Raw genomic sequence first — 26,113 nt, 5'->3', positions numbered from 1 at the left:
GAGGTCCGGCGGTCGGCGCGACCGCCGGGCCTCGACGCCTCGTCAGCTCCCGGCCCGGGTGAGGATCCGGGTCGCCTGGGCCTCGTGGCCCTCCAGGAGCGCCACGTCCGACGTCGCGATCGCCCGGGACGCCGCCGGCGGGACACCGGTGGCCGGGTCGAGCACCTCCGTCTGCAGCGCGAGCCGCTGCTCGTCGTGGTGCGACGTGCGGCCGCCCGTGGACAGGCCCCAGCCGAACGGGAACAGCGGGTCGTAGTGCTTGTCCCCGACGTTCACCACCGGGTCGTCGGCGGACCGGGGCCACGAGACGGGCAGCTTGCCCGTGAACCTCCGGTCGCCGAACAGCACGTCCGCGACGCCGGCGCCCTCCGTGCCCGGCAGCCACGACGCGACCAGCGCGTCGATCGACCGGAGCTGGTCGGTGAGCACCTGCGGCCGCCCCGAGACCACCAGGACCACGCAGGTCCTGATCTCGGCGCAGACCTTCTCCACGACCGCGGCGTCGCCGGGCTGCAGCGACATCGACTTCTCCTCGCGGGGCACCCCGCCGTCGGCGGGGTCCCAGGCCCACTCGGGCCCGCCGACGTCGCCGAAACCCTCGGCGTACGGTGTCTCGCCGACGACGACGATGCCGACGTCGGCGCCGTCGGTCGGCGCGGAGGCGTCCTCGCTGAACGTGACGTCGCCGGCCGCGGCCTCGATGCCCTCCAGGATCGTGGTGCCCGGCGTGACGTCGCCCGAGAAGCCCTGCCACGTGCCGGTCCAGCCGCCGGCCTGGTTGCCCAGGTCGTCGGCGTTGCGGCCCGCGACGTAGATGCTCTCGTCGTCGTCCAGCGGCAGGGCGCGGTGGCTGTTCTTGAGCAGCACCTGCGACTCGGCGACGGCCTTGCGGGCGATCGCCCGGTGCTCCGCCGAGCCGATGTCGTCGGCGTTCGACCGGTCCGCGAACGGCTCCTCGAACAGCCCCAGCTCGAACTTGGCGGTGAGGATCCGGGACACGGCGTCGTCGATGCGCTTCTCGCTGACACGCCCCTCCTGGACCGCCGCGAGCAGCCGCGTGTGGAAGCGCTCGAACTGCGACGGCTCCATGAACATGTCGATGCCCGCGTTCACGCCGGTGACGATCTGGTCGGTGGTCGGGGAGTCGTCCGCGAGTGGCGGGATCTGGTGGATCCCCTGCCAGTCGCTGATCACGAAGCCGTCGAACCCCTGCTTCTGCTTGAGCCATCCCGTGACCAGCTCGCGGTTCGCGTGCATCTTCACGGGGTTGCCGAGGCCGTCGTCGGTCCAGTCGATGCTGGAGAAGCTCGGCATGACGGAGCCGACGCCGGCCTTGAGCGCCGCGACGTACGGCGGCAGGTCCACCTGCTCGACGTGCCGCCGGCTCTGCTCGGTGATGCCCTGGTCGATCGTGTAGTCGCCCTCACCGGTGCCGAAGGTGGTGTCGCCGTCGCCCACGAAGTGCTTGGCGGTCGCGAGCACGGACGTGCTGCTGTCCAGGTCCCTGCCCTGGAAGCCGGTCACGGCGGCCGCGCCGAGCACACTCGCGAGCGCGGGGTGCTCCCCGAAGGACTCGTAGGTGCGGCCCCAGCGGTCGTCGCGCACCACGCACACGCACGGCGCGAACGTCCACGGGATGCCGGTCGCGCGCGTCTCGGACGCGACCATGCGCTCGGCCCGCGCCACCAGCAGGGGGTCGCGCGTGGCGCCGAGCCCGATGTTGTGCGGCAGGATCGCCGCGCCGTACAGGTTGCCGTGCCCGTGCACGGAGTCGACGCCGTAGATCAGCGGGATCTGCAGCCGCGTCGCGAGGGCCTGCGTCTGGAAGCTGTCGATCGCGTCCGCCCAGGCCTCGGGCGTGTTCTCGGCGGGCGTCGAACCGCCGCCGCTGAGCACCGAGCCGAGGCCGAGCTCCGTGATGGCCGCCGGGTCGCTGGTGACGTTCGCGCGCTCCGCCTGCGTCATCTGCCCGACCTTCTCGGCGAGCGTCATGCGCTTGAGCAGGTCGGCGACGCGCTTCTTGGTGGACAGGCGCGGGTCCAGGTAGGGCAGGCCGTGCGCCCGCACGACGACGGCGGGCTGGCGGGAGACCTGCGCGTCCCGGGACTCCAGGATCACGGGCACGGTCTCCGCCGTCTCGCCGGAGTCCGAGGCGCGGGTGGTGATCCGGACGGTCCGCTCGGTGCCGGAGGGCGTGCCGGCGGGGAACTCGAGCGTGCCGGAGGTGGCGGCGTAGTCGGCGTCAGCGGTGGCCGTGCCGGAGCCGGTGCGCCAGCCGACGGTGACGGGGGCGTCGAGCACGGCGCCGTCGGCGGCCTCGACCGTGACGGCGACCGTCGCGGTGGCGCCGTCGTCGACGAAGGTGACGGAGTCGGCGCTCACGACTGCCTCGGCGGTCGGGGCGGCGCGGGTGGCCAGAGGGGGTACGAACAGTGTCGTGGTGGCGAGCGCCGCCACGGAGATGAGTGCCGGTGTTCTGCGGACGCGGTAGTGCTGCGCCGCGCCTGAGATGGCGGACATCTGAGGTATTCCTCTCTTCATTGGGAGGTGATTTACCGATCACACACCGCCCTCCGGCGAGGCACAAGCGCTGCTGACCGCTGGATAGGGTGATTCGGTGGACCTCATTACCCCCTTTGCGAGGATGCTCCGGGCCGACAACCCCGGCCCGATGACACTCGACGGCACCCGGTCGTACGTGCTGGGTGCCCCGGGCGCGGCGGGACGGGTGGTCGTGGACCCTGGCCCGGACCTCGCGCCGCACCTCGCCGCGCTGGCCGACGCCGGCCGCGTCGACCTGGTGCTCGTCACCCACCGGCACGCCGACCACACCGGCGGGTTGGCCCGGTTCCGGGAGCTCACCGGCGCGCCGTCGCGCGGCGTGCTGCCGGAGTTCTGCGCCGGGGGCGCAGGCCCGCTGGCCGACGGCGAGGCCCTGGAGGTGGCGGGCCTGCGCGTCGAGGTGCTGGCCACGCCGGGCCACACGGCGGACTCGGTGTGCCTCGTCGTCTCGGACGGCACGTCCACCGTGGTGCTCACCGGGGACACGGTGCTGGGTCGCGGCACGACCGTGCTCGCCGAGCCGGACGGTTCGCTGCGGGACTACCTGGTGTCGCTGGACCGGCTGAGCGCGCTGGACCTGCCCGGCCCGGTGCCGGGACTGCCCGGGCACGGGCCGGTGATCCCGGACCTGCGCGCCGCCGTGCACGCGTATCGCGAGCACCGCGCGGAGCGGCTGGACCAGGTGCGTTCCGCGCTCACCACCCTCGGGGTGATGCTGCCGGACGCCGCCGCCCCGCTCCCGGACCCGCTCCTGGACGCCGTGACCGACGCGGTGTACGCCGACGTCGACGCGTCAGTGCTGCCCGCGGCCCGCTCGTCGGTGCGGGCGCAGCTGGAGTACCTGCGCGGGCGGTCGTGACGCGGGGCCTCGGGCTCGGGCTCGGGCTCGGGCTCGGGCTCGGGCTCGGGCTCGGGCTCGGGGGAAGAGTTACGCGGCCGAGGGGGTAACACCGAGCTAGCAGTGCTACGTCTGCGTTACCCCTTGGGCTGCGTACCGTCTTCCCCGGCGCCGTCCCGGACGTACGCTCAGAGCGCCTTGCCCAGGAAGAGGAGCTGGGCGTCGTCCGAGTCGTAGGGCGGGTACGGCAGCACCGGCCGGTAGCCGAGCTTCCCGTACAAGCGCAGCGCCGTGGGCTGCCGGATACCGGTGTTGAGGTAGGACGCCAGGCCGCCGCGCCGACGGGCCGCCTCCTCGAGGTATCCGACGAGGGCCGAGGCGACGCCCGCGCGGCGTGCCGACGGGTCCACGAACACGCTCTGCAGCTCGAACCCGCGCGACTCGCCCGCCTCCGCGGCGGCGGCGATGCCGCCGACACCGCGCAGCGGATCGGCCGCGAGGTGCTCCGGGCCTACCGGCGACGGCGCGAGGGTGGCGCAGCCGACGGGCCGGCCGTCCATCGTGGCCAGGACCGTCACCAGCGAGGTGCGCCCCCGGTCGACATCGACGACGTCGTGGCCGCCGCGCGCCTCGACGACCCGCGTCAGGTGCGGGTAGAGCGGCTGGAGGTAGGCCCACATCGCGCGCCGCAGGGCGGCGGCGTCGGGGTCGTCCCAGGGGACCTCGCGGAGCACCGGGGCGGACGCCGGGGCCGGCGGGGTCGCGACGGGCTCGACCAGCGAGGGCTCGACCAGCGGTGTCGCGCCGTCGGGCACCAGCCACTTGCCGAAGCACCGCGAACCCGGCTCGTCCGAGAACACACCGAACGACTCGACGGGGTCGTACCCCAGCCGCAGGTACAGGCCGAGCGACTCGGGCTGCATGAGCCCGGTCTCCAGGATCAGGTGCCGCACGCCGGCGCCGCGGGCGACGTCCTCCGCGGCGTTCATCAGCGTGCGGGAGAGCCCGCGCCCGCGGAAGCCCGGCGCCACGTACACGCGCTTGACCTCGGCCGTGCCGTCCGGGTGCAGGCCGCCCCGGTAGTCGTCGCGGCCCGACAGGTCGCGCAGCGCGGCGTGGCCGGCCGGCGCGCCGTCGACCCGCAGCAGCAGGGTCGCGAACACGTTCGACGGGTCCACCTGGTCGCGCGCGTCGGGCACGGGAACGCCGTCGGCGTCCGTCGTCGACGGCCGCCCGGGCTGCGTGTACCGCAGGTCGATCTCGTGCTGCTGCTGGTCGCGCAGGCGGACGGCGTCCGCGTGGTCCCAGCCGACCGCCTCGATCGTGAGACCCGCGAGAACCTCAGCGACCATGCCCACCCGCCCGGACCTGTCCGGTGGTCACGCGTGGACCAGGGAGGACAGCACCGACGTGAAGAACGTCAGCCCGTCCACACCGGCGCGCGGCCCCTCGGCCGACGCCGGGCCGAAGCCCGCCTCGACCGCGTGCTCCGGGTGCGGCATGAGCCCCACCACGTTGCCGCGGTCGTTGGTGATGCCCGCGATGTCACGGCGCGACCCGTTCGGGTTCCAGCCGTCGTACCGGAAGACGACGCGGCCCTCGCCCTCGAGCTCGTCGAGGGTGCGCTCGTCGGCGACGAACTGGCCGTCCTGGTTCTTCAGCGGGATCGTGATCTGCTGCCCGCGGCGGAACTCGTTGGTCCACGCCGTGCGCGCGTTCTCGACGATCAGCGACTGCTCCCGGCACACGAAGTGCAGGTGGTCGTTCTTGACCATCGAGCCCGGCAGCAGGTGTGCCTCGGTGAGGACCTGGAAGCCGTTGCAGATGCCGAGCACCGGCATGCCGCCCTTGGCGGCGTCGACCACGGCGGACATCGCCGGCGCGAACCGGCTGATCGCACCCGCGCGCAGGTAGTCGCCGTAGGAGAACCCGCCGGGCAGCACCACGGCGTCGACGTCCTGGAGCGACTCGTCGGCGTGCCAGAGCGAGACCGCCTCGGCGCCGGCCAGGCGCACGGCGCGCATCGCGTCGCGGTCGTCGAGCGTCCCGGGGAACGTGATGACACCGATACGGGCACCGGCGATCCCGGGGGCGGCCGCGACGGCCGCCGTCGGCTCGATGGCCGACATCAGGCGCTCACCGGGGTGCCGGTCGCCTCACCCGGGACGGCGGCGGCGTCGGAGACCGAGACCACGTCCTCGATCACCGGGTTGGACAGCAGGGTGGCCGCGGCCTCCCGGGCGGCGGCGAGGATCTCGGGCGTGACCTCGCCATCCACCTCGAGCTCGAACCGCTTGCCCTGACGCACACCGGAGAACTGGGTGAAGCCGAGGCGCGGCAGCGCTCCGACAACAGCCTTGCCCTGGGGGTCCAGGATCTCGGGCTTGGGCATGACCTCGACGACGACGCGTCCCACGAAGGCTCCTTGAAGGTGAGGGAATTCCGGGAAGAGTCTACGTGCGCCGCGGGGTGCCTCGCCGTCCGTGGACAGTGACCTGCGCCGCGCTGCCCGTCCGGCGGCGTCCCGGAGCTCACGCCGTCAGGTACTGGTCCGCCCAGGCGCTGATGATGCGGGCGGCGCGCTTGGCCTGGCCGGGCGCGGTGAGCAGGTGGTCCGCGCCCTTCAGGGACACGAACGACCGGGGGTGCCGGGCCTCGCGGAAGATCTCCCCCGCGTTCGAGATGTCCACCGTGCTGTCCGTCGGCGAGTGCATCACCAGCAGCGGCGAGCCCAGCTCGCGGATCTTCGAGCGCAGCTCGGCTCGCCGGACGTCCTCGACGAAGTGCCGCTTCAGCGTGAGCGCACGGCCGCCCACCATCCACTGGGCGTGACCGTCGTCGAACACCCGGCCCAGGACGGCGTCGTAGTTGTGCTCCGCGTGCCGCGGCTGCACCGGGGCGCCGATGGTCGCGACCGCCTGTACGCCCGGGACGTCGGCGCCCGCCGCGATCACCGCCGCGCCGCCGAAGGAGTGCCCCACCAGGAGATGCACCGGCATGTCGTGGTCCGCCATGAACTCGGCGGCCCGCACGGTGTCGGCCACCTTGTGCGTGAACGAGCCGTCGCCCCAGTCGCCCTCGGAGTCGCCCAGGCCCAGGTTGTCGAAGCGCAGCATGCCGATGCCCTCGCTGGCGAGCTGCTTGCAGATCCGCGCCGCGGCCGGCGAGTCCTTGCCCAGCGTGAACCCGTGGGAGAACACCCCCCAGCCCCGCACCGCGCCGTCCGGCCGGTCGATGATGCCCGCGAGGCGCGGCCCCGTGGTGCTCTCGAACGTGACGCGCTCAGCCACGGACACTCCCCTGATCGACGAAGCGGCGATGTTAACGCCACCCGAGTTTCGCGGAGATGACGCCGCCGCGCACCGAGACGGGCCGGACCAGGCCCCTGACTCGGCGCACCGCGTGCGTCCGGTCAGGGCCCTGGTCGGACCACCCGGCTGACTCGCGGGCTCCGGGTGGGCGAGTCAGCCGGGTGGGCGAGTCAGCCGGGTGGGCGAGTCAGCCGGGTGGGCGGTCGAGCAGACCCGGGCGGCTAGCTGATCGCCGGGTACGCGTTGGCGACCAGCATCTCGAACTGGGCCTGGAACCAGTGGCCCGACAGCGGGGCGTCCGCGAGGGCACCGGTGAACCGGCCGCCCAGCTCGCTGGACTGGTACGTCGGGTCGCACATCCGGTCCAGGCGCTTGCCCTCGTCGTTCGGGATCTCCGTGGACGAGCCGTCCGACTCGCCCGGGGGCTTGACCCACACGTAGGCGTCGAGGTGCGACTCGGCGTGGCCGGACGGCGCGACCGTCGGCCGCTCACCGATGCCGGCGCCCGACGGGTTGCACCAGGCGCCGCGGTGGTTACGGCGGTCCACCTTGGACTCGTTCACGTAGGTGTTGAGGTCGGTGGAGGTGCTGGCCGCCGTCGGTCGGGCGGACCCGCCCCAGCCGTTGCGACCGGTGTCGACGAGCATGCCGATGCTCGACGGGGCGCCCTGCGCGACCATCAGGTCGTAGAGGTTCGCTGTCCAGTCGATCTCGTCGAAGTCGGGGTTCCACTCGAACCAGCCGGCGGACTTCACCGGGCCGCCGCCGACCTGGAGGTCGGGGTTGGTCAGGTACGTCTCCTCCAGCGGCGTGGTGTTGGCCGTGTTGGTGACGAACCCGGACACGGCGTTCCACCCGTAGGTGCTGCCCTCGATGACGTCGGCGAACTCCTGCGCCGCACCGCTGGAGTTGTTCGGCCAGCCGAGCCAGCCCGAGTGGGCCGCGTCGATGTAGGAGTACACGTTGCCGACCTCGTACAGCTCCGAGATCGCGTACTGCACGCCCTCGCGGTAGTACGGGGCCGCCGCGACGCAGTCGGCGTCGGACTGGTTGGTCACGAGGTTGGGCAGCGAGTCCGGCTCGATCGTCGCGACGATCCGCAGGTTCGCGTACTCGGGCCGGTCCAGCAGCGCGACGATCGGGTCGATGTACTCGGTCTTGTACCGGGTCATGCCGGCCGCGGTGGCGGGCAGCTCGCCGTTCGAGGCGAGGGCGTGGCAGTCGCGGCCGGGCAGGTCGTAGATCACCACGTTGAACACGAGGGGCGAGCCGCCGGACTGCGCCACCGCCTGGTCGAGGTGCCACTCGAGGCCGTGCTGGCGCTCGGTGCCCTCGAGCGCGGCTATGCGGTCCATCCAGACCGACGTCGGCTCGTCGGCGATCGCCCGCATGTCCGCCGCGAGCCCGGCGTCGCCGACCTCGTCGGCGGCCGTCTCGACCAGGGCCGACCAGTCCGGGTTGACGTACTGCGCGGCCCCGACGAACGGGTTGTCCTCGAGCGCGGCGGCGGGGACGCTCGAGCCGGCGACGAGCGCTGGAACCGCGAGCAGGACGCCCGCTGCCGCTGCCGCCACGGTGCGGGACCTGCGTGGGGACGTGCCGCGTGTGCGGCGAGGTGCTGTTGTCACGGTGACCTCCGTTGGCCGGACCGAGCGCGCGCCGCGCCGGCCCCGGGGCCGGACGACGGTCCGCGCACCACGGCGGCTCGTTCCGCCGCGGCATGGCGCAACTTTGCCTACCGTTTGGCTGCGGCAGAACCGTCTTAAACGATTAGCCACCGGGCGGCGGCGCCGTCGAACCGCGCACCACGAGCCGCCCCACCGCCACGGTGCCCGACGGCGGCTCCGCGCCCGGGGCCCGGTCCGAGCCGGGCCCGGACTCCGGCCCGCGCCGCCCCGGACCGGTGCCGAGGGCGGAGCGCAGCGCCCGGCCGGTGGCCCGGCCGAGCTCCTCCACGGGGTACGGCACGGCGGTGAGCGACGGCGTCGTCAGGTAGCACGCCGGCGAGTCGGTCCCGGCGACCACCGACAGGTCCCACGGCACGTCGAGGCCCAGCCGCCGGGCCACGTCGAGCACGAGCCCGGCGGTGGCGTCGTCGTCGGTCACCACCGCCGTGGGTCGGTCCGCGGCGGCAAGCAGCGGGCGCAGCGCCGCCGCCGCGCGCTCGGGCCCGTCGCCCGCGACGGTGCGCAGGTCGATGCCGCGCCGGGCCAGCGCCACCTCCAGGGCGGCGGCCCGGCGGGCGGGCGAGACGAGGCGCTCCGACCCCGCGACCATCGCGACCCGCCGGTGCCCCAGCTCCGCCAGGAAGCCGCCCACCTGCTCGAATGCGTCGCCGTCGTCGAGCACCACGTGCTGCCAGGTCGCGGGCGCGCCGTCCGGCGCGGTGCCCACCACGACGGCCGGCGCGGGCAGGGAGCGCAGGGCGGCGAGGCGCTCGTCGTCCGCCCGGACGCCCGTGACCACGAAGGCGGCGTAGCGCCGCTCGGTCCACCAGCGGTCCATGAGCTGTGCGGCCTCGGCCGTCGAGCCGGCCACGTGCACGGCGAGCGTGAGGGTGTCCGGGCCGAGGGTCTGGAGCGCGCCGGTCACGAGGTCGAGCGGGAACGCGGCCCGGGTGCCGAACGGCTGGTCGTGCACCACGACCAGGGCCGCGGCGGCCGGACCGCTGCGCAGCGAGCGGGCCGCCGTGGCGGGCCGCCAGCCGAGCTCGTCCGCCGCGCGGAGCACGCGCTCGCGGGTCGCGGCGGAGACCCCGCGGCGGCCGTTGAGCGTGTACGACACGACGGCGGTCGAGACGCCGGCGGCCCGCGCGACATCGACGATGGTCGGCCGTCGCGCAGGGGTCGAATAATCGGATACATCCGGACGGTTCGGTCGCGACGTTGGGACCATAACCACGTAGCATGCACCCTTGGGTGAATTTTGCACAGCGTCAACGAAGACGGGTGTATAAGCATGCTTAACGGAAAGCGCAGGTATGTGATCGGGGTGCTGTCCCCGGTCGTCGGTGGCTACTACTTCGGACGGGTGCTCGCCGGGATCGCGCGCACCGTCCGCCCGGAGGGGCACCGCGTGGTCGCGGTGCAGACCTATCCGGCGGACCTGGAGCGCGAGCAGTTCCCGGACCGCCCGCCCGGCACCGCGGCCGTGAGCCTCGGCCAGCTCGACGGCGTCATCGTCATCACGTCGGCCGTCAACGAGGCGACGCTGCTGCGGATCGAGGCGGACGGCACGCCGGTGGTGCTGGTCAGCGAGCGCACCACCAGCATCGACGCCCCCGTGGTGACGCCGGACAACGAGGGCGGCACGCGCGCCGCGGTGGAGCACCTCATCGCCCACGGGCACCGGGAGATCGGGTTCCTGGGCAGCCTGCGCCAGGCCGACATCGTCGAACGGCATGCGGCGTACGTCGCGACGCTCGCCGCCCACGGCATCACGCCCCGGCCCGAGTGGCTCTACCGCACCGCCGACAACCAGGAGGCGAGCGCGGCGACCGTGGCGCAGGCCCTCGTCGGCGGCCCGGGCCTGCCGACGACGGCGACCGTCGCCGCGACCGACCGCAACGCGATCGGGTTCTCGCGCGTGCTGCGGGCCCAGGGGCTGTCCCTGCCGGGCGACCAGGCGATCGTCGGCTTCGACCACTCCGACGCGGGCGCCCGCGTGCGCCCCCGGCTCGCGTCCGTGGACCCGCACCACGACCAGGTGGGCGAGCTGGCCGTCTCCCTGCTCCTGGCCCGGATCCGGGGCGAACGCGTGGCGGGCCAGCACCTCTCGCGCTCCACGCTGGTGACCCGCGAGTCCTGCGGCTGCCTCGACGCCCGGGCAGGCACCCTCCTCGAGGGCCTGCCCGCGCAGGAGGGCTCGACGGCGTGGCGCCGGTTCGGCGAGGTGGCGCGCGCGACGTTCGACGGCGCCGAGGCGCGCCTCGGACCCGGCGCCGACCTGGAGTCGTGGATGCGCGGCGTGCAGCGGCTGTTCCGCGGCGCGGCCGCGCTGGGCCAGCCGCCCACCCAGGCGACGCTCACGAGCCTCGCCGAGAGCACGCGCGTGCTCCGGCCCCACCCCGAGGCGCTGGAGCAGCTCATCCCCGCGCTGCGGTCGGTCGAGGAGGAGTTCCGGGAAGAGGTGCGCACCGACCAGGTGGCGTCCGGACCCGGCGGGGAGCCGGCGCCGTCGGCCAGGACGGCAGCCGGCCCGGCCGGCGCGGCCCGCGCCCCGAGCCGGGCCGCCCGTGCCCGCGCCGTCACCCGGACCGCGACCGATGTGCTGGTCGCCCTCAGCGCCGGGTGCACCCAGACCCTCCTGGCCCGGTCGGGACAGCTCGAACGGACGATCACCGACCAGTACGAGCTCGACCTCGACCTGCTGCACGCCGACGGGCGCGCGATCCGGGCGCTGACCTGGCTCCCGCGTGGGCACCGCAGCCCGGCCACGCTCGCCCTGTGGACGGACACCGAGGGAGCGCCCGGGTCGGCCGCGGCGTCCGGCGCGGCGGCCGGCCCGCCGTCCGGCCCCGTGGACGCGGCGCGGACCCTGGAGATCGTGGGCACCACCGCCACGTCCCGCCAGGCGACGGCGCTGGTGGGCAGGCGCATGCCCGTGGGCACGTTCCCGCCGCCCGCGCTCTCCGGCGAGGGGGTCGTGTTCGTGGTGCCGGTGACGTTCGGGCAGAGCGACTGGGGCATGCTGGCGATCGGCGGCGGCGTGGACACGCGCGCCACGAGCTCGCGCGACAAGTACGACCACTGGGCGGCCATGGTCGCCGTCGCGCTGGACCGGGAGGACCGGTTGACGTCGCTGCAGCGGCAGCGGGCCGCGCTCGCCGAGGCCGCGGACCGGGAGCGGGCGCTCGTGCTCGACCTGCGCACCGAGGTGGAGCGCAACGCGCTGGTCCAGGACGTCGCCCTGGAGGGCACCTGGGACTGGGACATCGCGACCGGGCAGGTCTTCTACTCGCGCACCTGGCGCGCCCTGGTCGGCCTGCCCGACGACGCCGCGTGCACCGGCATCGAGGAGTGGACCGGGCGCGTGCACCCCGAGGACGTGCGGACCGTGCAGATCGCGATCGCCCGGCAGCTCGCAGGCGCCGCGGAGCCGCTCGACCTGGAGCACCGCCTGCTCGCCGCGGACGGCCGCGAGATGTGGGTGCGCTGCCGCGCCACCACCGTGACCGACGACGCCGGCGTGCGCGCCCGGATGATCGGCGTGCTGATCGACGTCACCGGCATGCCGGCACGGGAACGGCGGGGCGTGGCGCGGTGAGGCGCGCCGTCGGTCCGGCGGCGCGCCGCCGTCCGGCACGGGCGACGTGCTACGGGACGGTGACCTCGCCGCGCTCCGCCTTGAGCGCGATGTCCGTGCGGTGGTGCGAACCCTTGAGCTCGATCCGCGCGACGCCCTCGTAGGCCCGACGGCGGGCGTCCGCCAGGTCGGTGCCGAGCGCCACGACGGACAGCACGCGGCCGCCCGCGCTGACCAGCTCGCCGGTCTCGGAGAGCCCCGTGCCGGCGTGCAGCACGTGCACCCCGGGGAGCGCCTGCGCGTCCTCGATGCCGGTGATCGGGTCGCCCGACCGGGCCGACGCCGGGTAGCCCTCGGACGCGACGACCACGGTGACGGACGCCTCGGGGCGCCAGCGCAGGGGCTCCAGGTCGGCGAGCCCGCCGCGGGCCGCCGCGAGCAGCACCTCGGACAGCGGCGTCGCGAGCCGGGCCAGCACCGACTGGGTCTCCGGGTCGCCGAAGCGCGCGTTGAACTCCACCACGCGGGTGCCGCGGCTGGTGAGGGCGAGCCCCACGTAGAGCACACCGGAGAACGGCGTGCCGCGGCGAGCCATCTCGTCGACCGTCGGCTGGGCCACGCGGCTCAGCACCTCGTCCACGAGGCCGGACGGCGCCCAGTCGAGCGGGGTGTACGCGCCCATGCCGCCCGTGTTGGGGCCCTCGTCGTCGTTCCCGACACGCTTGAAGTCCTGTGCGGGGACCAGGGGGACCACCGTGGTGCCGTCGCACACGCAGAACAGGGAGACCTCGGGGCCGTCGAGGTACTCCTCGACCACCACCCGGCCGTTCTCGTGGGACAGGCAGGCCGTGCCGTGGGCGAGCGCCGCCGCGCGGTCGTCGGTGACGACCACGCCCTTGCCGGCCGCGAGGCCGTCGTCCTTCACCACGTACGGGGCGCCGAAGGCGTCGAGCGCGGCCTCCAGCTCCGCGACGTCGGTGCACACGTGCGCCATCGCGGTCGGCACCCCGGCGGCGGCCATGACCTCCTTGGCGAACGACTTGGAACCCTCCAGCCGGGCCGCCTCGCCGGACGGGCCGAAGACGGGGATGCCGACCGCGCGGACGGCGTCCGCGACGCCAGCGACCAGCGGCGCCTCCGGGCCGACGACGACCAGCTCCGCGCCGAGCCGCTCGGCCAGGGCGGCCACGGCCGGCCCGTCGAGCGGGTCGACCTCGTGCAGCGTGGCGACCCCGGCGATGCCCGGGTTGCCCGGCGCGGCGTGCAGCTCGTGGGAGGCGGTGCCGGAGACGTTCTCCCGGTCGAGCGAGTGGACGATGGCGTGCTCGCGGGCACCTGTCCCGATGACGAGGATCTTCACGGTGGCAGAGGTCCTTCTCAGCGCTGGTGGATGAGGTCGTGGACGGGGATGATCTCGTCGCGCTTGGGCCCCACGCCGATCGCGGAGATCCGGGTGCCCGACATCTCCTCGAGCGCCTTCACGTAGGCCTGGGCGTTCTTCGGCAGGTCGTCGAAGGACCGCGCCCGGGAGATGTCCTCCCACCACCCGTCGAGCTCCTCGTAGATCGGCTTCGCGTGGTGGAACGCCGTCTGGTCGGTGGGCATCTCGTCGTACCGGACGCCGTCGACGTCGTAGGCCACGCAGACCGGGACCTTCTCCATGCCGGTGAGCACGTCGAGCTTGGTGAGCACGATGTCGGTGAGGCCGTTGATCCGCGTCGCGTAGCGGGCGATCACGGCGTCGTACCACCCGGTGCGCCGCGCGCGGCCCGTGGTGACGCCGTACTCGCCGCCGGTCTTGCGCAGGAACTCGCCCTTGTCGTCGAACAGCTCCGTGGGGAACGGCCCCTCGCCGACGCGCGTCGTGTACGCCTTGATGACGCCGATCACGGAGTCGATCCGGGTGGGGCCGACGCCGGACCCGGTGACCGCGCCGCCCGCCGTCGCGCTGGACGACGTGACGAACGGGTAGGTGCCGTGGTCGATGTCGAGCATCGTGGCCTGGCCGGCCTCGAACAGCACGTTCTTGCCCGCGTCGAGCGCCTTGTTCAGCTCGACGGCGGTGTCCGTGACCATGGGCCGCAGGCGCTCGGCGTGCTGGAGCAGCTCGTCGAGCGCCTCCTCGACCGTGATGGCGCGCCGGTTGTAGACCTTCACGAGCAGGTGGTTCTTCTGGTCCAGCGAGCCCTCGATCTTGGCGCGCAGGATCTTCTCGTCGAACAGGTCCCACATGCGGATGCCGACGCGGTTGATCTTGTCGGCGTACGCCGGACCGATGCCGCGGCCCGTGGTGCCGATCCGGCGCTTGCCCAGGAACCGCTCCGTCACCTTGTCGATGGTGCGGTGGTACGGGGCGATGATGTGGGCGCTGCCCGAGACGAGCAGGCGGGACACGTCCACGCCGCGCGCGATCAGCGCGTCCAGCTCCTCGAACAGGACCTCGATGTCGACCACCACGCCGTTGGCGATGACCGGCACGACGCCGGGCGACAGGATGCCCGACGGCAGCAGGTGCAGGGCGTACTTCTCGTCGTCGATGACGACCGTGTGCCCTGCGTTGTTACCACCGTTGAACTTGACCACGTAGTCGACGCGGGAGCCCAGGAGGTCCGTCGCCTTTCCCTTGCCCTCATCGCCCCACTGGGCCCCGACGAGCACGACGCCTGGCATGGATCTCCACCTTCTCGAATTCCTAGGGTTGCTCCGCCGAGTGCGCTCCGTTGGCGCCCGCGGGCCGCGCCCGAGTCTACTTCGTGGTGGGCACCAGGGCGCGAACCTCGTCCACGGACGTGCCGGAGTCGACCAGGAACGTGGCGCAGCGCTCGGCCTCGGCCTCCTCGCCGATGCGGTGCGCCGCCTCCGAGAGGGCCAGCAGCGCGCGCAGGAAGCCCTGGTTGGGCACGTGGCCGGCCGGGATCGGGCCCTGCCCGCGCCAGCCCGACCGCCGCAGCGCGTCGAGCCCGCGGTGGTAGCCGGTGCGCGCGTAGGCGTACGCCTCGACGTCGCCCGCGGCGGTGCCCGCCGTCAGCGCGCGCTCGGCCAGGACCGCCCACACCAGGGACGATGCCGGGGCCTGCGCCGCGACCTCGACCGGGTCGCCGCCGTCGGCCAGCCGCTCGCGCGCGGTCGGGTGGTCGTCGGACAGCAGCGTGGGGGCGGGACCCTGGAGCAGGTTCTCGTGGGAGCTCATGCTCGAATTGTCACACCTCGGCGACACCTCCGGCCGACCTGGCGCGCACTAGGGACAACACGGGACAAAGAGGTCGCACAGGATTGCCCTTGACGCCAACCACAACGGTGAATTTTGCCTTTCATCCGGTGCGATCGAGCAACAGTCGTTACGCTCGACACATGATCGAGATCGCGACGTCTCCCACGACGACGACGCTCGTGATCGCCGGCGACCTCGACCTCGCCGAACGAGACCAGTTCCCGGAGATCGCAGCGCGCGTGGTCGGCCTGCGCCGACAGCTGCTCGTCATCGACATGTGCCGGGTGACCTTCATGGACTCGACCGGGGCCGCGTTCCTCATCTCGCTGGCCGACGCCGGCCGCAAGCGCGGCGGCGCCACCGTGATCCGCGGGGCCGACGAGCGGGACCTGTTCGTGCTCGAGGTGTGCGGGGCCATGGAGCTCTTCCGCGTGGACGACGAGCACTCGTGCGAGCCGGCCGCCCCCGACTCGGGGTTCGCCGTGATGACGTCGCGGGACGACGACACGTCGCCGTTATCCCACCGCGACGCGTCCACCGCGTAAAACGTTTCCCAAGCGTCTCGCCGACGCGGCGCACAGTGCCCGAAGGTCTCGGGAGACCCGGGCGGGGTGACCAAAGGTCCACCCCGCCGGTCCGCTACTTCGGCGGCGTCGGCTGACGGCGCAGCTTGGCCCAGACCAGCTTGCCCGAGCCCGACGGACGCCAGCCCCACTCGGCCAGCCGGTCCACGATCTGCATGCCGAACCCGCCCAGGCGGTTCGGGTGCCCGTCGGTCGCGACCGGCGGCGCCGGGTTGTTGTCCTCGACCTCGATGCGCAGCCCGTCGCCGGTGTCGTACAGGCGCAGCGCGATGTGCCCCCAGCCGTGCAGCACGCCGTTCGCCACCAGCTCGGAGACGACCAGCTCGGCCTGCGCGGACTCCTCGATGCCCCACGCCTGGCACGTGCGCAGCACGGCGTGCCGGGCCCGGCCGATCGACGACGGCTCGCTCGGCAGCATCCAGCGCCGCCAGCGCGGTGACAGGGCCGTCTCGGCGGCGTCACCCGCCGGGTCGGGGATCCGGACGACGACGATCGCCACGTCGTCCTCCGGCGCGTCCGCCAGCCGCGAGAGCAGCTCCTCGCCCACGCCCGCCGCGTCCCGGGCCGTGATCGCCGACGCCGTCTCCAGCAGGGCCTCCAGGCCCAGCCGCAGGGACCGGTCGCGGCGCTCGATGAGGCCGTCGGTGTAGAAGAGGAGCGTGTCGCCGGGGTGCAGCTTGGCCTCGCCCATGGTCCGTTCCCGGGAGCCGAAGCCGACGAGCGCGCCGCCGCCGTCGTCCAGCTTGATCACCTCGCCGGCGCGCAGCAGGAGCGGCGGCAGGTGGCCCGCGCGCGAGTAGCCGACCGTCCAGGTGTCCGGCTCCTCCTCGCGCTGCAGGGAGGCGTACACCATGCTCGCGGAGCGCGGGATGCCCATGCCGGCCACGAGCTGGTCCACGCGTTCGAGCACCCGGCTCGGCGTGGACAGCTCGAACGCGTAGGAGCGCACCACCGAGCGCAGCTGGCCCATGGTCGCGGCGGCCTCGACGTCGTGCCCGACGACGTCGCCGATCACGAGCCCCACCAGCTCCGGCGAGATCTGCAGCACGTCGTACCAGTCGCCGCCCACCTGGGCGTGCTCGGCGTTCGGGGCGTAGTAGGTCCACACGTCGAGGCCTGCGACGTCGGCCTGCTCGGGGAGCATGGCGCGCTGCAGGGTCTCGGCGAGGCGGTGCTCGCGCGCGTACATCCGCGCGTTGTCGATGGCGCTGCCCGCACGGCGCGCCACGACCTCGATCACGGTGCGCAGGGTGTCGGGCTCGTCGGCCTCGACGTAGTCGCCCGGCTCGTCCTCGTCCGGCACGATCACCACGAGGCCGAGCACGTCCCGGCGCCCGGCGACGGGGTGCACCACCACGGAGTCCGGCGCCTTGCCCAGCTCGTCCGCGAGCCGGAGCGTCAGGTCGCGCTGCAGCCAGCCCGACGCCGAGTGCGGCGCGTGCGGGATGTCGAGGTGCAGCGTGACGGGGCCGTCGAGCACGCCGTCGAGCACGTCCTGGACCGAGTCCACGACCTCGAGGATCGGCATGGGGCCCGTCGTCACGGAGTCGCCGAGGGCGTCGGTCTGCGGCCGGCGGCGCTGCGTCTTGTCCGCGATGTTGTCGCCCTCGATGTACCGCGCGTGCCGGCGGCCCCGGCCGCTCGGCGGTGCGGCGACGTCGACGCCGGCGGCGTGCTTGAGGCCGTCGTCGTTCACGTAGAAGCCCGCCCAGCGCACCATGGACTGGAGCAGCTCCGCGATGTCGCGCAGGGCGTAGGGGTACTCGAGGTCCGTCAGGATCTCGGTGGTCTGCGCGATGAGGTCGAGGTCCTCGCGCTGCTGCCGCTCGATCTCCAGGCTCGCGAGCTGGGCGGCGTGCCGCTCCATGTGCTCGGAGACGTCCACGCTGAACCCGACCCAGTGCGTGATGCGGTCGTCGTGCCCGGCCCGGGCGGGGGTGAGCGTGAGCTGCGCCCAGCCGTGCGCGCCGCCCCGCAGGTGCGACCGCACCGTCGCGTGCACCTCCTGGCCCGCGTTCACGAGCTCGGTCATCCGCTCCAGGTCCTGCGGCTCGACGAGCATCTCGCCGAGCCGGCGCACGGTGTACCCGGCGAAGTCGCTGAAGCGCACGCCGGCGTAGCGCTCGAACGCCTGGTTGGCCCAGAGCATGGGCATGCCGTCCTCGGTGGGACCGGTCAGGAACACAGGGAGCCCGACGGTCACGGCGGCGCGCAGCACCACGTCGCCGACCGACGGCGGAAGGGTGCGCGGGATGCCCGTGCCTGAGAGCCGCGAGCGCGGGTCCGCGCCCGGCGCCCGGTGGGCACCGCCGCCCCGCGCCGTGCCGGACGGGATGCTCGGCGGCACGCTGGCAGCCGGCGGCGGCACCGCACGGCCGTTGGCGTGCCCGCTCCCGCTCCGGTTCGCCGAGTCGTCCGAGGACGCATTCACGGGTGCGTCAGATCGTGCGTTCGATGATGCGTTCGCTGATGCGTTCGGGGTTGCGCTCGGCGTGTCGCCGGAGGTTCCGCCGATGATGCCGTTCGACATTCCGTCCTGGGTCGGACCGAGGCCGAAATTAGAAAGGCCGGGGTGCCGCGGCAGCGGAGAGGACGGTGTCAGACCGGATGAATCGGTCAAAATGCCCTCCCAACGGGATCTCATGCTCGAGGTGCTGTTCCAGCAGGACATTCAACCGTAGATTGGGACAGTCCGAGATCTGAACCTCAACCTCTATCATCGGACCGATACAGCGTCACGACCACTGCTCCCGGAAGGAGAACCGTGCAGGACGGAACCTATGACCCGCCGCGCGGTCCGCAGGGCGGGAGCCCCCAGGACCCCGGACATCAGACCCCCGAGATCGGCGATCCTGCGAGCATCCACGTCATCGTGGGCCGCTCGCGCGCACGGATCGTCCTCTCCGGAGAGATCGACGCCGACATCGGTGGCGACCTGCACGAGGCGACGGCCGCGGCCGAGGAGTCTCGTCTTCCCGTCGAGATCGACGCGCACCACGTGACCTTCATGGACTCGTCGGGCGTCGCGTTCCTCGCCCGCCTCGCGAGCCGCAGCCCGCACCGGGTGCGCGTGCTGCGGGCGCCGCCGACGGTGCGCTTCCTGCTGGAGGTGACGCGGATCGGCGACCTCCTCGACATCGTGGACGAGGACCCGGGCTTCGAGCTCGACGACGACGGCCCGTCGGGCCCGCCCTCGGGCACCACCCCGGCCCCGGCCAACGTGGGCGGCCCGCCCCAGTCCTGAAACGCGGGCCCCGCGCGAATACAGGTCCCGCGCGAATACAGGTCCCGCGCGAATACAGGTCCCGCGCGAATACAGGTCCCGCGCGAATACAGAAGATCGGTAAGAGGTCAGGTGATCGGTAGCCCGGGCTACCGATCACCTGACCTTTTGCCGATCAGCTGAGCGCAGTGCTCACATCTTGTGGCCGGCCGAGCGCAGCTGCTGGCAGGCCTCGACGATGCGGGCGGCCATGCCGGCCTCCGCGGACTTGCCCCAGGCGCGCGGGTCGTAGGCCTTCTTGTTGCCGACCTCGCCGTCCACCTTGAGCACGCCGTCGTAGTTCTTGAAGAAGTGGTCGGCCACCGGACGCGAGAACGCGTACTGGGTGTCGGTGTCGATGTTCATCTTGATGACGCCGTTGTCGACGGCGGCGGCGATCTCCTCCGCCGTCGAGCCCGAACCACCGTGGAACACCAGGTCGAACGGCATCTCCTTGCCGATCTCGGCGCCGACGGCCTTCTGGATGTCGAGCAGGATCTCCGGGCGGAGCTTCACGGCGCCCGGCTTGTACACGCCGTGCACGTTGCCGAAGGTGAGGGCCGTCAGGTAGCGGCCCTTCTCGCCGGCGCCGAGGGCCTTGATCGTGGCCAGGCCGTCCTCGGGGGTCGTGTACAGCTTGTCGTTGATCTCGGCGGTGTGGCCGTCCTCCTCGCCACCGACGACGCCGATCTCGATCTCGAGGATCGTGCGCGCGGCCTGCGACAGCTCGAGCAGCTCGGCGGCGATCACGAGGTTCTCCTCGATCGGCACGGTCGAGCCGTCGAACATGTGCGACTGGAACGTCGGCAGACCGCCGTTCTTGACCTGCTCCGCCTCGATGGCCAGGAGCGGCTTGACCCAGGAGTCGAGCTTGTCGGCCGTGCAGTGGTCCGTGTGGATGGCGATGTTGACGCCGTAGCCCTTGGCGACCTCGGTGGCGTACGCCGCCAGCGCGAGGGAACCCGAGACCCGGTCCTTCACCGTCGAGCCCGACGCGTACTCGGCGCCGCCCACGGAAACCTGGATGATGCCGTCCGACTCCGCCTCGGCAAAGCCCTGAAGTGCGGCAGTAACGGTCTGCGACGAGGTGATGTTGACCGCGGGGTAGGCGAACTTGCCGGCCTTCGCCCGGTCGATCATCTCGGCGTAGACCTCAGGGGTTGCGATGGGCATCTGCGAAACTCCAAACGAATGATGAGATGGGCGGTCGCAAGTGTGTCCAGGGCCGCCCGGGGATGCACCATCGATCTTGCCATGATCCACAGGCAGTCGTGTGCGGTCGTTCGACAGTCGAACGGCCGAAACACTGTGGTTTCCGACTTTCGAAGGGCTCCGGACGGGCCGCGAGCGGGCTCCGGACGAGGTCAGCCCGGCGCCTGGTCGACGGGTCGGTCCTCGGGGTTGCGGCTGCGGATCGGGGTGAAGAGGGCGACGCCGACCACACCGAGATAGACGACGGCGACGGCGAGCAGCGGACCCGAGGCACCGAACCGGTCCGCCGCGGCGGTGAGCGCGGCGGCACCCAGGGGCGCGAGGCTGTGGTGGATGGTCCAGAACGCGGCGGTGACGCGCCCGAGCAGCGCGTCCGGCGTGATCAGCTGCCGCAGCGACATCGACGAGACGGCCGCGAGCATCAGCCCGAACCAGAACCCGAGCACGGCGGTGCCCAGGACCAGCACGTCCTGGCTCAGCGCGAGGACGGCCGCCGCCACACCGCACAGCGTCATGGCGCCGAGCCAGAGGGTGCCGAAACCGAGCGTGCGGCGCAGCCACGCGGAGAGGGCCGCCGCCACGCACGTGCCCACCCCGGCGGCGGCCATGACGTACCCGACCACGTTCTCGCCCTGCCCCAGGCCGTACCGCACCTGGTAGATGATCACGTCGGTCATGCCGAGGGTGACGAAGGTGGTGATCGTCAGGAAGACGGTCAGCGCCCGGAGCACCGGGTGCCCCCACAGGAACCGGGCCCCGGTCACGAACCCGGTCCGCAGGTCGCGACCGAGGCCCGGCCGGTCCGCCGGGGTCGCGGTGGGCGCCACCCGCGAGAGGCGGACGGCGAGGAGCCCGAGCGCCGAGATGCCGAAGGTCGCCGCGTCGACGGCGATGGCCGCCGTGACCCCGAACGCCGCCGCGACCAGCCCGGCGAGCGCCGGCCCGCCGATGCTGGCCAGCGCGGCCGTGGCCTGGAGCCTGCTGTTGGCCTCGGCGACCCGGTCCCGGCCCACGATGTTCGGCACGGCTGTGATGTACGTGATCTGGAAGAGCTGCCCGAACACGGACGCCACGGCCGCGACGGCGAAGAGCAGCCACACCTGCGGCTCGATCGCCCAGCACACGGGCACGGCCGCGAACAGGAGCAGGCGCGCCACATCGCACGCGACGAGGAGCCGACGGCGGTCGAACCGGTCGACGATCGCCCCGCCGACGAGCCCCATCAGCAGCGACCCGGCCGCCATGACGGCGGTCAGCAGGCCCATCTGCACCAGCGAGCCGGTCGCCTCCAGCATCAGCAGCGGGAACGCGATCACCGAGAACGAGTCCCCCAGCACCGAGAACGTCTGGGTACCCCAGAAGACGAGGAAGTTCCGGTCACGTGTGAGGGGTCGCCGGTTCACCCGACGATCCTGTCCGAGCCACCAGCCCCGGGCAACGACTTTCGGCGGCTACGCCGCGCCGTCGGCGTGCTGCTCCATCCAGGTGTGCATGGCGATCGCGGCCGCCGCGCCCGCGTTGATCGAGCGGGTCGAGCCGTACTGGGTGATGTGCAGCACGACGTCGCAGGCGGCCTGCGCCTCCGCCGTCAGGCCGGTCGACTCCTGGCCGAACAGCAGCACGCACTCGCGCGGCAGCGCGTGCCCCTCGATCGGCACCGACCCGGGCACGTTGTCGATGCCGACGATCGGCAGGCCGCCGGCCCACTCGGCCAGCGCGGCGGCCTCCGGGTGGTGCGTCACGTGCAGGTACCGGTCGGTGACCATCGCGCCCCGGCGGTTCCAGCGGCGTCGGCCCACGATGTGCACTCCCGCCGCGTTGAAGGCGTTGGCCGTGCGGACCACCGAGCCGATGTTGAGGTCGTGCGCCCAGTTCTCGATCGCCACGTGGAAGGGGTGCCGACGGGTGTCCAGGTCGGCGACGATCGCCTCCACGGACCAGTACCGGTACTGGTCGGCCACGTTCCGGCGGTCGCCGACGGCGAGCAGCTCCGGGTCGTAGCGGGGGTCGTCGGGAAGGGCGCCGGGCCAGGGTCCGACGCCGACCCCGGGCTCTGCCGCGGAAGGGCTCTCGACGGGCTCGCTGGTCATGCCGGTCATTGTGCCCCGCTACGCTCGATGCATGCTGACGACCGCACTCCCGGAAGTCGTGTCCGGACTGGCCGCCACCTCGGTCCACGCCGCGCCCGTGCCGCAGCTCCTGGGCATCGACTGGATGGACCCGAACTACCTCATCGAGCGGTTCGGTGACGCCGCGCTGGTGGGCATCGCGCTCGTCATCTTCATCGAGACCGGGCTGCTGTTCCCGATCCTGCCCGGCGACTCGCTGCTGTTCACGGCGGGTGCGCTCGTGGCGCAGGGCACCCTGCAGATCAACCTCGCGGTGCTCTGCCTCATGCTGTTCGCCGCCGCGTTCCTCGGCGACCAGACCGGCTACCTGATCGGCCGCAAGGCCGGCCCCAAGATCTTCGACAAGCCGGACTCGAGGCTCTTCAAGCGGTCCTACATCGACCAGACCAACGCCTACTTCGACAGGTACGGCGGCCGCACGATCATCGTCGCGCGGTTCGTGCCGATCGTGCGCACCTACGCCCCGGTCGCGGCCGGCGTCGGCAAGATGTCGTACCGCCACTTCGCCACGTACAACGCGATCGGCGCGCTGCTGTGGGCGGTCGGTGTGACCCTGCTGGGCTTCGTGCTCGGCAACTTCACGTTCGTCAAGGAGAACATCGAGGCGCTGCTCGTCCTCATCGTGCTCGTCTCCGTGATCCCGATGGTCGTCGAGATCTGGCGGGCCCGGCGTGCGGAGAAGGCGGCCGCGGCGGCAGCCCCCGAGGAGCCCGCGCCGTCGGACGACGCCGCCCTGACGGGCGCACCGCGCGACCCGCGCGCGTAACCCCGGGCCCCTCCGGGGCAGGCACTACTCCTCAAGGGGGGTTACGGAGCGGTAGCAGTGCTACGTCTCCGTAACCCTCCCCGGGCAGCAACCGTTGCCCCGTCTGCGTGATGTGGTCCGGACGCCGCCGACGTACCTTCGTTGGCATGAGTGACGACCTGGCGAAACATATCTCCACCGATCTGTACGTGCCAGAACTGATCGACGTGCGGGAACTGGGCGAGGTCGCCGCTGCCCTCGTCGACCGGGTCGCCTCCGAAGCACAGCGGATCGGGATCGTGCGCGACGGGAAGGTCGTGGCCGTGCTGATCGACCACGACGACGCGAAGATCTTCGAGACGCTCGAGCTGCGCGCCGAGGAAGGCTGGCTCACACGGGTCAAGGAGCAGGAACCTGACGACGGTCTGCGCTACACGGCCGACGGCAGACCCATTACCGGTGACAGCGCATGAGCAAGCGCTACGGGATCGCGTACAGCAGCGCCGCCGTGCGCGACCTGGAGAAGCTGCGCAAGAGCGACCAGCGTGCGGCTGACAAGGTCAAGGCCGCCATCGACAAGCTCGCAGATGATCCCCGCCCGTGGGGTTCGACGAAGCTGTCCGGGCACGCCGAGTCCGCATCGCGGTCAATGACCACAGGGTGATCTACGAGATCAGCGACTCACAGGCGACTGTCACGGTCGTCAAGATCGGCAATCGCCGAGATGTCTACCGGGGCTGGTGACCCGCCTCTGACCACGTTCCGGCGGCGGCGCGGGGGTTCCCGGACCAAGACACTAGGCTGGCGCCCATGATCGAGCGGACCACCGAAGCCTGGCTGACGGACATGGACGGCGTGCTGGTGCACGAGGGCACGGCTCTCCCCGGCGGCCCCGAGTTCATCAAGGCGCTGCGGGACAAGGAGCTGCCGTTCCTGGTCCTGACCAACAACTCGATCTTCACGCCGCGTGACCTGCGCGCCCGGCTCGCGTACAGCGGGATCGACGTGCCGGAGCAGAACCTCTGGACGTCGGCGCTGGCCACAGCACAGTTCGTCGCCGACCAGATCCCGAACGGGAGCGCGTACGCCATCGGCGAGGCGGGCCTGACGACGGCGCTGCACCAGGCGGGCTACACGCTCACCGAGTCCGACCCCGACTACGTGGTGCTCGGCGAGACCCGGACCTACTCGTTCGAGGCGATCACGAAGGCGATCCGCCTGATCGTCGACGGCGCCCGGTTCATCTGCACCAACCCGGACGTGACCGGCCCCTCCCAGGACGGCCTGCTGCCCGCCGCGGGCTCGGTCGCCGCGATGATCACGGCCGCGACCGGCCGGCAGCCCTACTACGTGGGCAAGCCCAACCCGGTGCTGTTCCGGTCCGCACTCAACCTGATCGGCGCGCACTCGGAGTCGACCACCATGGTGGGCGACCGCATGGACACCGACATCCTGGGCGGCATGGAGGCCGGCCTGCAGACGTTCCTGGTGCTCACGGGGTCGACGTCGATCGAGGAGGTCGAGAAGTACCCGTTCCGGCCGAGCCACGTCGTGAACTCGATCGCGGACATCGTCGACCTGGTCTGATCCGGCCCAGGCCTGGCCCGGCGGGAGTCGTCAGGTCAGGCCGGGGATCCCGAACCCGTCGATCGTCCCGCCCGACTCGAAGCGCGGGCCGCCCTTCTCCATGGGCAGCACGATGCGCGCGACGTCGGCGACCCGCTTGGCCCGCTCGGTCAGCGACGTCGCGTCGGTGCGGCCCGGACGCCACAGCAGCACCGACGGCCCCTCGATGCGCAGCCGGGAGCCGTGGAAGTCCGGCAGCATCACGATGTTCGCGAGGCGGGCGTCCAGGGCGCGGCGCGCGAAGAACTCGTCGGAGGTGCGCACGAGCCACTGGCCGTCGAACGCGGGGTTGTCGATCTGGACGTCCTGCGCCCCGAAGAGCTTCTGCCACTTCTCGCGGAGGCCCTCGGGCGACAGGTCGACCACGGGCTCACCCGGGAGCGCGTCGAGCGCCACCACGTGTGCCGTGCGACGCAGGCCGATCCGGCGCGTGTCACCCTCCGTGCCGGACCGCCACGTGTAGGTGAACGAGACCATGTCGAAGCCGTCCACGTTCCCGCGGACCACGTCGCGCGCCGTCCGGTCCAGGCCGACGCCGAAGGGCCGTCCGCTCCAGCGCTGGGCGAGCACCGGGTCGGTGCCGACGTACTCCCAGCCGTTCGCCTCGGCCCACCGCTCGACGTCCTGCGTGCGACCACGCCCCATGACGCGCACCGCAGCGATGGTGAAGACGACCACGCCGACCACGAGCAGGACTAATGCGACAAATGGCCCCATGAACTTAAAGATACCGTAGGGCTAGGCAAAAGTCTCCACGACGGAGTGATATGGGGACGGCCAGTTCGCGGCTGGAGCGTCGCACCTACAGCTCAGCGAGGCCCAGGTCCTCGAGGCCGTAGAGGTAGTGGTACGGCACCCCGAGCGCCTCGATCTTCTCGCCCGCGCCCGTGGCCCGGTCGACGATCGTGGCCACGCCCAGCACCTCGGCGCCGGCGGCCCGCGCGGCCTCGATCGCCGCGATCGGCGACCCGCCCGTCGTGGTCGTGTCCTCGACGACGACCACCTTGCGGCCCGCGATGTCCGGACCCTCGATCTGCCGCTGCATGCCGTGCGCCTTCGCCGCCTTGCGCACCACGAACGCGTCGAGGTCCTGCCCGCGCGAGGCCGCCGCGTGCAGCAGCGCGTCCGCGATCGGGTCGGCGCCCAGCGTGAGCCCGCCGACGGCGTCGATCTCGGCCGTGCCGAGCCCGACCTCCTCGAGGTGGTCCAGGAGCACGTGCCCCACGAGCGGGGCGGCCCGGTGGTGCAGCGTGATACGGCGCAGGTCGACGTAGTAGTCGGCCTCCTTGCCGGAGGACAGGGTCACCTTGCCGTGCACCACGGCGAGCTCCTTGATGAGCTCGGCGAGCTGCTCGCGCGGGGTCGGGGAGAAGTCAGCGTTCACGGTGC

The 26,113-nt window shown here is 72.5% G+C and carries 25 protein-coding genes; 9 read left to right on the top strand and 16 right to left on the bottom strand.

The features are described 5' to 3' along the window. Positions 1-42: 42 nt before the first annotated feature. Complete coding sequence (locus tag ACH45N_RS02540) at positions 43-2,520, bottom strand: glycoside hydrolase family 3 N-terminal domain-containing protein (protein WP_397390846.1); 2,478 nt, start codon at positions 2,518-2,520, stop codon at positions 43-45. Between the two features lie 124 nt (positions 2,521-2,644). Between ACH45N_RS02540 and ACH45N_RS02535 the strand changes: the two genes are divergently transcribed. Then, positions 2,645-3,421: an MBL fold metallo-hydrolase gene (locus tag ACH45N_RS02535; protein WP_397393771.1), complete on the top strand. Its 777-nt coding sequence runs from the start codon at positions 2,645-2,647 to the stop codon at positions 3,419-3,421. Positions 3,422-3,588: 167 nt separating this feature from the next. Here the strand turns inward: ACH45N_RS02535 and ACH45N_RS02530 are convergent, their stop codons facing one another. The 6 genes from ACH45N_RS02530 to ACH45N_RS02505 all read right to left on the bottom strand — a co-directional run bounded on the left by ACH45N_RS02530 (position 3,589) and on the right by ACH45N_RS02505 (position 9,606). After that, positions 3,589-4,752 (bottom strand): GNAT family N-acetyltransferase, encoded by a 1,164-nt coding sequence (locus tag ACH45N_RS02530; protein ID WP_397390844.1) that lies wholly within the window; start codon positions 4,750-4,752, stop codon positions 3,589-3,591. A 27-nt stretch (positions 4,753-4,779) separates the two neighbouring features. Then, positions 4,780-5,529: a phosphoribosylformylglycinamidine synthase subunit PurQ gene (gene purQ / locus ACH45N_RS02525; protein WP_397390842.1), complete on the bottom strand. Its 750-nt coding sequence runs from the start codon at positions 5,527-5,529 to the stop codon at positions 4,780-4,782. Then, a complete protein-coding gene (gene purS / locus ACH45N_RS02520) occupies positions 5,529-5,816 on the bottom strand; it encodes a phosphoribosylformylglycinamidine synthase subunit PurS (protein WP_285101882.1) in 288 nt (95 codons plus the stop codon). The genes purQ and purS overlap by 1 nt, the downstream gene beginning before the upstream one ends. 115 nt (positions 5,817-5,931) lie before the next feature. Further along, a complete protein-coding gene (locus tag ACH45N_RS02515; RefSeq protein ID WP_397390840.1) occupies positions 5,932-6,696 on the bottom strand; it encodes an alpha/beta hydrolase family protein in 765 nt (254 codons plus the stop codon). Positions 6,697-6,932: 236 nt separating this feature from the next. Beyond that, entirely contained in the window at positions 6,933-8,339 is a 1,407-nt protein-coding gene (locus ACH45N_RS02510; protein ID WP_397390838.1) for a glycoside hydrolase family 6 protein, read from the bottom strand. 142 nt (positions 8,340-8,481) lie between these two features. Further along, the gene (locus ACH45N_RS02505) at positions 8,482-9,606 is read right to left on the bottom strand and encodes a LacI family DNA-binding transcriptional regulator (RefSeq protein WP_397390836.1); all 1,125 of its coding nucleotides are present in this window, start codon (positions 9,604-9,606) and stop codon (positions 8,482-8,484) included. Between the two features lie 63 nt (positions 9,607-9,669). Here ACH45N_RS02505 and ACH45N_RS02500 point away from each other — a divergent pair, with 63 nt between their 5' ends. Next, on the top strand, positions 9,670-11,976 hold the full coding sequence (locus ACH45N_RS02500) for a substrate-binding domain-containing protein (protein WP_397390834.1): 2,307 nt from the start codon (positions 9,670-9,672) through the stop codon (positions 11,974-11,976). A gap of 49 nt (positions 11,977-12,025) precedes the next feature. On the opposite strand, the gene purD is transcribed toward ACH45N_RS02500, so the two are convergent. The 3 genes from purD to ACH45N_RS02485 all read right to left on the bottom strand — a co-directional run bounded on the left by purD (position 12,026) and on the right by ACH45N_RS02485 (position 15,145). Further along, positions 12,026-13,315 carry a phosphoribosylamine--glycine ligase gene (purD, locus tag ACH45N_RS02495; protein WP_397390832.1) on the bottom strand — a complete coding sequence of 430 codons (1,290 nt, stop codon included), beginning with the start codon at positions 13,313-13,315 and terminating at the stop codon, positions 12,026-12,028. A gap of 17 nt (positions 13,316-13,332) precedes the next feature. Continuing rightward, positions 13,333-14,625 (bottom strand): adenylosuccinate synthase, encoded by a 1,293-nt coding sequence (locus ACH45N_RS02490; RefSeq protein ID WP_397390830.1) that lies wholly within the window; start codon positions 14,623-14,625, stop codon positions 13,333-13,335. Between the two features lie 76 nt (positions 14,626-14,701). Beyond that, positions 14,702-15,145 (bottom strand): DUF3151 domain-containing protein, encoded by a 444-nt coding sequence (locus ACH45N_RS02485; RefSeq protein WP_285101874.1) that lies wholly within the window; start codon positions 15,143-15,145, stop codon positions 14,702-14,704. Positions 15,146-15,306: 161 nt separating this feature from the next. Here ACH45N_RS02485 and ACH45N_RS02480 point away from each other — a divergent pair, with 161 nt between their 5' ends. Beyond that, entirely contained in the window at positions 15,307-15,711 is a 405-nt protein-coding gene (locus ACH45N_RS02480; protein WP_285101873.1) for an STAS domain-containing protein, read from the top strand. 94 nt (positions 15,712-15,805) lie between these two features. Here the strand turns inward: ACH45N_RS02480 and ACH45N_RS02475 are convergent, their stop codons facing one another. Further along, positions 15,806-18,097, bottom strand: coding sequence for a SpoIIE family protein phosphatase (locus tag ACH45N_RS02475; protein WP_397390827.1), 2,292 nt, complete (start codon positions 18,095-18,097; stop codon positions 15,806-15,808). 417 nt (positions 18,098-18,514) lie between these two features. On the opposite strand from ACH45N_RS02475, the gene ACH45N_RS02470 reads away from it, so the two are divergent. Continuing rightward, positions 18,515-18,994 carry an STAS domain-containing protein gene (locus ACH45N_RS02470; RefSeq protein ID WP_397390825.1) on the top strand — a complete coding sequence of 160 codons (480 nt, stop codon included), beginning with the start codon at positions 18,515-18,517 and terminating at the stop codon, positions 18,992-18,994. Positions 18,995-19,165: 171 nt separating this feature from the next. Here ACH45N_RS02470 and fbaA read toward each other — a convergent pair whose 3' ends face one another. From fbaA to ACH45N_RS02455, 3 genes are all read right to left on the bottom strand, one after another. Next, complete coding sequence (fbaA, locus tag ACH45N_RS02465) at positions 19,166-20,185, bottom strand: class II fructose-bisphosphate aldolase (RefSeq protein ID WP_397390823.1); 1,020 nt, start codon at positions 20,183-20,185, stop codon at positions 19,166-19,168. A gap of 191 nt (positions 20,186-20,376) precedes the next feature. Further along, complete coding sequence (locus tag ACH45N_RS02460; RefSeq protein WP_397390821.1) at positions 20,377-21,627, bottom strand: MFS transporter; 1,251 nt, start codon at positions 21,625-21,627, stop codon at positions 20,377-20,379. A gap of 48 nt (positions 21,628-21,675) precedes the next feature. Then, positions 21,676-22,314 carry a TrmH family RNA methyltransferase gene (locus ACH45N_RS02455; RefSeq protein ID WP_397390819.1) on the bottom strand — a complete coding sequence of 213 codons (639 nt, stop codon included), beginning with the start codon at positions 22,312-22,314 and terminating at the stop codon, positions 21,676-21,678. A 31-nt stretch (positions 22,315-22,345) separates the two neighbouring features. On the opposite strand from ACH45N_RS02455, the gene ACH45N_RS02450 reads away from it, so the two are divergent. From ACH45N_RS02450 to ACH45N_RS02430, 5 genes are all read left to right on the top strand, one after another. Continuing rightward, complete coding sequence (locus ACH45N_RS02450; protein WP_397390817.1) at positions 22,346-23,119, top strand: VTT domain-containing protein; 774 nt, start codon at positions 22,346-22,348, stop codon at positions 23,117-23,119. A gap of 146 nt (positions 23,120-23,265) precedes the next feature. Further along, positions 23,266-23,571, top strand: coding sequence for a hypothetical protein (locus tag ACH45N_RS02445; RefSeq protein WP_397390815.1), 306 nt, complete (start codon positions 23,266-23,268; stop codon positions 23,569-23,571). Next, positions 23,568-23,762, top strand: a complete 195-nt coding sequence (locus ACH45N_RS02440) for a type II toxin-antitoxin system RelE/ParE family toxin (RefSeq protein WP_397393858.1) — start codon at positions 23,568-23,570, stop codon at positions 23,760-23,762. Before ACH45N_RS02445 ends, ACH45N_RS02440 begins: the two co-directional genes overlap by 4 nt. Then, positions 23,699-23,842, top strand: coding sequence for a type II toxin-antitoxin system RelE/ParE family toxin (locus ACH45N_RS02435; RefSeq protein WP_397390813.1), 144 nt, complete (start codon positions 23,699-23,701; stop codon positions 23,840-23,842). The genes ACH45N_RS02440 and ACH45N_RS02435 overlap by 64 nt, the downstream gene beginning before the upstream one ends. A 66-nt stretch (positions 23,843-23,908) precedes the next feature. Beyond that, the gene (locus ACH45N_RS02430) at positions 23,909-24,685 is read left to right on the top strand and encodes an HAD-IIA family hydrolase (RefSeq protein ID WP_397390811.1); all 777 of its coding nucleotides are present in this window, start codon (positions 23,909-23,911) and stop codon (positions 24,683-24,685) included. A gap of 30 nt (positions 24,686-24,715) precedes the next feature. Here the strand turns inward: ACH45N_RS02430 and ACH45N_RS02425 are convergent, their stop codons facing one another. Continuing rightward, entirely contained in the window at positions 24,716-25,441 is a 726-nt protein-coding gene (locus tag ACH45N_RS02425) for a hypothetical protein (protein WP_377230827.1), read from the bottom strand. A gap of 85 nt (positions 25,442-25,526) precedes the next feature. After that, the gene (pyrE, locus tag ACH45N_RS02420) at positions 25,527-26,108 is read right to left on the bottom strand and encodes an orotate phosphoribosyltransferase (protein WP_397390809.1); all 582 of its coding nucleotides are present in this window, start codon (positions 26,106-26,108) and stop codon (positions 25,527-25,529) included. Positions 26,109-26,113: the final 5 nt, after the last annotated feature.

The sequence above is a fragment of the Promicromonospora sp. NPDC019610 genome (assembly GCF_044389365.1).
Taxonomy (GTDB): domain Bacteria; phylum Actinomycetota; class Actinomycetes; order Actinomycetales; family Cellulomonadaceae; genus Promicromonospora.
This window is presented reverse-complemented; position numbering and strand designations above follow the sequence as displayed.

Coding starts and splice junctions, on each gene's coding strand:
- ACH45N_RS02540 (WP_397390846.1), bottom strand. CDS start 2,520: ATGTCCGCCATCTCAGGCGCGGCGCAGCACTACCGCGTCCGCAGAACA.
- ACH45N_RS02535 (WP_397393771.1), top strand. CDS start 2,645: ATGCTCCGGGCCGACAACCCCGGCCCGATGACACTCGACGGCACCCGG.
- ACH45N_RS02530 (WP_397390844.1), bottom strand. CDS start 4,752: ATGGTCGCTGAGGTTCTCGCGGGTCTCACGATCGAGGCGGTCGGCTGG.
- purQ (WP_397390842.1), bottom strand. CDS start 5,529: ATGTCGGCCATCGAGCCGACGGCGGCCGTCGCGGCCGCCCCCGGGATC.
- ACH45N_RS02505 (WP_397390836.1), bottom strand. CDS start 9,606: ATGGTCCCAACGTCGCGACCGAACCGTCCGGATGTATCCGATTATTCG.
- ACH45N_RS02500 (WP_397390834.1), top strand. CDS start 9,670: ATGCTTAACGGAAAGCGCAGGTATGTGATCGGGGTGCTGTCCCCGGTC.
- ACH45N_RS02490 (WP_397390830.1), bottom strand. CDS start 14,625: ATGCCAGGCGTCGTGCTCGTCGGGGCCCAGTGGGGCGATGAGGGCAAG.
- ACH45N_RS02485 (WP_285101874.1), bottom strand. CDS start 15,145: ATGAGCTCCCACGAGAACCTGCTCCAGGGTCCCGCCCCCACGCTGCTG.
- ACH45N_RS02480 (WP_285101873.1), top strand. CDS start 15,307: ATGATCGAGATCGCGACGTCTCCCACGACGACGACGCTCGTGATCGCC.
- fbaA (WP_397390823.1), bottom strand. CDS start 20,185: ATGCCCATCGCAACCCCTGAGGTCTACGCCGAGATGATCGACCGGGCG.
- ACH45N_RS02455 (WP_397390819.1), bottom strand. CDS start 22,314: ATGACCAGCGAGCCCGTCGAGAGCCCTTCCGCGGCAGAGCCCGGGGTC.
- ACH45N_RS02450 (WP_397390817.1), top strand. CDS start 22,346: ATGCTGACGACCGCACTCCCGGAAGTCGTGTCCGGACTGGCCGCCACC.
- ACH45N_RS02445 (WP_397390815.1), top strand. CDS start 23,266: ATGAGTGACGACCTGGCGAAACATATCTCCACCGATCTGTACGTGCCA.
- ACH45N_RS02440 (WP_397393858.1), top strand. CDS start 23,568: ATGAGCAAGCGCTACGGGATCGCGTACAGCAGCGCCGCCGTGCGCGAC.
- ACH45N_RS02430 (WP_397390811.1), top strand. CDS start 23,909: ATGATCGAGCGGACCACCGAAGCCTGGCTGACGGACATGGACGGCGTG.
- ACH45N_RS02425 (WP_377230827.1), bottom strand. CDS start 25,441: ATGGGGCCATTTGTCGCATTAGTCCTGCTCGTGGTCGGCGTGGTCGTC.